The sequence below is a fragment of the Anaerostipes sp. genome, from assembly GCF_018381315.1.
GTDB lineage: Bacteria > Bacillota > Clostridia > Lachnospirales > Lachnospiraceae > Anaerostipes.
Genome location: NZ_JAGZSD010000038.1, coordinates 1 through 5,190, shown reverse-complemented (window position 1 = coordinate 5,190; position 5,190 = coordinate 1). Strand labels below are relative to the sequence as shown.

The 5,190-nt window shown below is 43.6% G+C and carries 5 protein-coding genes; all 5 read right to left on the bottom strand.

The annotated features are described in order from the left end of the window. Positions 1-120: 120 nt before the first annotated feature. Positions 121-1,500 (bottom strand): aminopeptidase, encoded by a 1,380-nt coding sequence (locus KH180_RS16450; protein ID WP_290762404.1) that lies wholly within the window; start codon positions 1,498-1,500, stop codon positions 121-123. A 29-nt stretch (positions 1,501-1,529) separates the two neighbouring features. After that, positions 1,530-1,880 carry an arsenate reductase family protein gene (locus KH180_RS16445; RefSeq protein WP_290762402.1) on the bottom strand — a complete coding sequence of 117 codons (351 nt, stop codon included), beginning with the start codon at positions 1,878-1,880 and terminating at the stop codon, positions 1,530-1,532. Between the two features lie 111 nt (positions 1,881-1,991). After that, positions 1,992-3,140, bottom strand: a complete 1,149-nt coding sequence (locus tag KH180_RS16440) for a D-alanyl-D-alanine carboxypeptidase family protein (protein ID WP_290762399.1) — start codon at positions 3,138-3,140, stop codon at positions 1,992-1,994. Positions 3,141-3,378: 238 nt separating this feature from the next. Continuing rightward, the gene (locus KH180_RS16435; RefSeq protein ID WP_290762396.1) at positions 3,379-4,425 is read right to left on the bottom strand and encodes a GGDEF domain-containing protein; all 1,047 of its coding nucleotides are present in this window, start codon (positions 4,423-4,425) and stop codon (positions 3,379-3,381) included. 1 nt (position 4,426) lies between these two features. Beyond that, positions 4,427-5,190: EAL domain-containing protein (locus tag KH180_RS16430; protein WP_290762394.1), on the bottom strand; the 764-nt coding region annotated here is incomplete at its 5' end.

Here is a 5,190-nt window from a genome sequence, read left to right as displayed (position 1 = left end):
TACCCATAAAACAGCAGATGCCTTTTAGCGATAAGTTTTTCTTCACTGTCGGAAGGAGGCCTTTCCAGAGCCGACTGGAGATAGTGGAGAAAAACTCATGTTTTGCTGAGTGCATCCATTTTAGCAGTTTCTAAGGAATACCTCATAGCCTTTTTCCACTTCATAAAGATCCGATTTGCTCGTAATCTCCCATGGTGCGTGCATGTTCAGTACCGCAACACCACAGTCAATGACATCCATGGCATAAGCTGCCGGAATATAGGCGATAGTACCTCCGCCTCCTTCGTCCACTTTTCCCAGTTCTGCAGTCTGAAATGCCACCTGATTATCATCAAACATTCTTCTAAGTTTTGCCACAAATTCAGAATTTGCATCATTGGAACCAGATTTGCCTCTGGAACCGGTGTATTTGTTTAATACCAGCCCTTTTCCGAAATATGCTGCATTTTTCTTTTCCATAACCTGTGGATAATTAGGATCAAAGGCCGCACTCACGTCAGAAGACAGCATATGAGAATTCTGAAGTATCCTGCGGAGCTTCAATTCACTGTATTCCCCGGTTAAATCTACAATCTCTGCCAGCGTATTCTCAAAAAATCTGGAATGCATGCCGGTTGCCCCTACACTTCCGATTTCTTCTTTGTCCACAAGAATACAGCAGGTTGTCCTTTCTGCATCCTCTACGTTCAGCATTGCCACAAGAGAGGTATAGGCACAGACCCTGTCATCCTGTCCGTAAGACATGATCATGCTGCGGTCCAGTCCGAAATCTCTTGCCGGTCCGGCAGGAACAACCTCGATTTCTGCAGATAAGAAATCTTCTTCCTCAATTCCATACTGGTCTTGAAAGATTGCAAGCATCTCTTTTTTTACAGCATCCTTTTCTTCATCCTTTGCAGGACGGCTTCCGATCAAAACATTTAAATCTTCACCTTCAATGACGACCTTCGCTTTTTTCTCCAGCTGCTGGCCGGATAAATGGATCAAAAGATCTGTAACTCCCACTACCGGGTCAGTATCTTTCTCCCCAATGCTGATCTCTATCGTAGTTCCGTCCTTTTTTACCACAACACCATGCAGAGCCAATGGCAGGGTTACCCATTGATATTTTTTGACGCCTCCATAATAATGGGTATCTAAAAGGGCCATTTCTGTATCTTCATACAATGGATTTTGCTTTAAATCCATTCTCGGGGAATCAATGTGTGCCCCCAGAATATTAATGCCTTCTTCCATCGGTTTTTGGCCAATCTGGAACAAAACAATGGTTTTGTCCATCCATGTCCTGTAAATCTTATCCCCTGGCTTTAATGACTTCTTCTCTGCTATAAAATGCTCTAAATCCTGATAACCCGCTCTCTGGGCCAGTTTAACAGATTCTTTTACGCATTCTCTCTCAGTTTTTCCGCCTGTCAGATACTCTTTGTAATCAGAAGCCAGTGATTCCAGTCTTTTTATATCCTCTTCTGTATAAGAAAGCCATGTATTTTTACGTTCCATAAACAAGATCCTTTCTGTCAAAGTACTTTTTATTTGATAGTATTTCCCCATTGCTCTTCTTTAAATCCCACAAGTACAAAATCGTCCCCAATCACTAACGGGCGCTTTACAAGCATTCCGTCCGTAGACAGGAGTTCGATCTGTTCTTCCTCGCTCATCTGCGGCAGCTTGTCCTTCAGACCTAAATCCCGGTATTTCATGCCGCTTGTATTAAAAAAGCGTTTGATTGGGTAACCGCTCTTTGCAATCCATTCTTTTAATTCTTCTGCTTTAGGATTGTCTTCCACAATGTGGCGGTCCTCATAAGAAATCTGGTGCTCATCCAGCCACTTTTTAGCCTTTCTGCAGGTTGTACATTTTGGATACTCTATAAATAACATATTCTGTTCTCCTTTCGTTTTGTTCATTCTCCGGTTATCTTACCATATTTTACTTTAGAAAAAAAGGCAGTTGATTCAGATTCTCAACAACCTTTTTCTTTCCCATATTTCCTACAGGCAGAACTCATCCAAAGTCTTTCCGAGATACCACCAGTAATCCTTTTTGTCTATAGAATTTTTTGTAAAAACCGGCTCCTCACGGATTACCTTTCCATTCAGCATGTAAGCAATCTTTCCGACTTGTTCCTTCTTTACCGGTGCGTCAAGGCTTTTGGGAATCTGGCACTTGATATCCACTGTTTCACCCTTTTTCAGCAGCACGGTCATTCCCTCACCTTTTGCTTCGATGGAAACTTTGTGCTCCAGTCCCCCGTTTACATACAAATCCTCTAATTTACTGTAATCCGGAATCACCTTCTGGTAAGAATAATTTTTTGCGCCGTAATCCACCAGTGTCCTGACATCAGACCATTTATAAGTCTTATGCGGAGGCCAGCCGCAGGCCAGCACCACTGCGATCATGGTCATTCCGTTTTTCTTGACGGCACCTACATAGCAATATCCGGCTTTGGAAGTAAATCCCGTCTTCCCGGAAACTGCACCGTCCATCATGGACAGCAATGCATTATGATTATTGCAGGTAAAGTTCCGTTTTCCGGAAACATCATGAAAAGAATGGCTTTTGGCTCTTGTAATTTCCAAAAACGTATTATTTTTAATGCACTGCTTCATAATCAATGCCAGATCATATGCTGTCGTTGAATGAATTCCGTTTTTATCCGTGCGGTCCAGTCCGTTGGGTGTGACAAAATGAGTGGATTTAGCCCCGTAGCTTTTTGCCTCTGCATTAAGCTTTTTTGCAAAGTTTTCTGTCGAACCCGCCGCATGTTCCGCTAAGATTACAGCACAGTCATTGTAGGATTCCAGCATCAGCCCGTAGAGAAGATCTTTGACCTTATACTTTTCTCCGGCTCTGGCTCCCAGGTGTACCTGCGGCTGGGCTGCAGCATTTTTAGATACCGTTGCTTCTTCTTCCAGATTGCAGTGCTTGATAATATACAGACAGGTTAAAATCTTTGTAGTACTCGCATTCGGCATCTTGGTCTTGCCTGATTTCTCAAACATAACTCGTCCGCTTCCTGCATCCATCAAAATGGCCGCCTTTGCATAAAGTTTTAAATTATCGTCCGCTCGGACGGTGTGAAACCCGAGCTGCAGACAAAAAAACAGAGACCATATAACACAGAATATCTTCTTCATTCTTTTCACTCTCCTTCAAGCCAAGTATACTTTATCGTGCGCAGGCACGCTCATCCGAAGGATATAAAATACGGTGTGCCCTGTGGGTATGAGTTTTTCTCCGCTTTCACCAGTCGGCTCCGGAAAGGCTTTGCTGATGGTCAGCAAAACTTATGATTCTGAGACAAACCGGAAGCATGGGTGAAAAACTCATTCAATTGATACTATATGATAAAGAAGAAGAAAATATAACACGATCTCAGGGTTTCCCGCAGACAACACAGTTTTTTCCGCAGGCTTTTCCGTGATACATCTGGCTGTCAGCCAGAGCAATGGCCTCCTCCGGAGAAACTCCTTCCTCCACCAGACTGACCCCAAAAGTCATCGTAATGTGTAAATTATTTTCATCATGGCAGAAGGAATGCTCGGCTACAGCTTCACACAGCTGCTGAAGCTTTTCAAGAACCTGTTCCATGGACATATCCTGAAAGAGATAGACAAATTCTTCTCCTCCCCATCGGCATACTTCTGCTTCTCTGCCGAGGAAAGAACGCACGAATTCCGCCGCCTCGCTGAGAATCCTGTCTCCGCAGGAATGTCCCCATGTATCGTTGACAAGTTTAAAATCATCAATGTCGCTCAGAGCCAGGATCGAAGATGTTTTACTATTCTTTTTCATTCTTTCCAGAAAGGCATAACGGCTCAAAAGCCCTGTAAGCTGGTCATAATTTGCAATAGTCGTCAGGCTGCGGTTTTCGTCCTGAAGTTCCTGACGGCTGACAGCTGCGGAAAGCTTGGAGGAAACAGCTGCATATAAAATAATGGTAAAACAGGCACAAAAACTGTAGACTGAGATCCAAACCGTCCAAGAATCATCTACCGCAGACAATCCCGGACACACAAAACTCGTATAAAGTTTAAGCGCAAGAAACACGAAGATTTCCAGACCGGCAAATAAATACGGGATTTGTTTATGCTTAAACGGACAAAAATAAGTCAGAGATATCATAGCCATCAAATATGCCGGGGTTCCGATCTCCCATCCTGCAGCCACTGTAGACACAATCACAAATAAACATACTTCCAAATGGATAGAAGCCACTGCGGCCCGGTAATACCCTCTTTCTGTAATAATCCCCATGACACAGTAAAAACAGACACTGGCTGCATTATAGACAGCCAGTTCCACAATGCCTGTAACTGCAAATATCACAACATAAGAAAGATGTGCCAGGAGTGCCAATAAAATGATCTGCTTGTATATGTGTTTGACATATCGCTCTTCTGTACGGTCAGATTTTGTCATATTAATTCCTCCCGCTGATCTTCCAATACTTTTCCTCAAACTGCTCCGCCGGAATCGGCCTGGAAATATAAAATCCCTGAATACTGTCGGCATCCAGAGAACATACTGCCTCCAGCTCATCAATATATTCCACTCCTTCTACACAGACAGAAATCCCCACACTATGGCAGAGCTTTATCACTGCTCCGATAAAAGAATGATTAAACACATGCTCTGCATCATTGATAAAGGAAATAAATACCCTGTCGATCTTCACAATATCCGCAGGTGTCTGAGACAGCATACCCAGGGATGAATAACCTGTTCCAAAGTCATCCATGGCAATCCGGATCTTCAGTTCCCGAAGCCTTTGAAAAGTCTCCTGCAGTGCAGGCATATCTGTAACAAAGTAACTTTCGGTAAGCTCCAGTACAATATGTCCGGCATCTAAACTGTATGTTTCCAACAGCTGTTCAATCAGTGGAACAAACTCCTTATCTATAAACTGAAGATAAGAAACATTAATATGCATGATAAAATCCGGACAGTTTGCCAGCCAGCGTCTGCATGTGCGGAAGGCCTGATCCAGAATCCATTTGCCTGCCTGTATAATCAGCCCGCTATTTTCAAGAAGCGGAATAAACTGAGCAGGTCCAATAGGTCCTGCACTCGGACAGGACCACCGGAGAAGAGCCTCCGCCCCTGTCAGTTTCAGTCCGTCTGCACTGACAAGCGGCTGATATACCAGCACAAAGTCTTTCATTCCATCCATGACACAGCGCTGCA

What these genes read in the sequence shown, in the direction of transcription:
- KH180_RS16445 (WP_290762402.1), bottom strand. Translation starts at nt 1,880, where the DNA reads ATGTTATTTATAGAGTATCCAAAATGTACAACCTGCAGAAAGGCTAAA.
- KH180_RS16450 (WP_290762404.1), bottom strand. Translation starts at nt 1,500, where the DNA reads ATGGAACGTAAAAATACATGGCTTTCTTATACAGAAGAGGATATAAAA.
- KH180_RS16440 (WP_290762399.1), bottom strand. Translation starts at nt 3,140, where the DNA reads ATGAAGAAGATATTCTGTGTTATATGGTCTCTGTTTTTTTGTCTGCAG.
- KH180_RS16435 (WP_290762396.1), bottom strand. Translation starts at nt 4,425, where the DNA reads ATGACAAAATCTGACCGTACAGAAGAGCGATATGTCAAACACATATAC.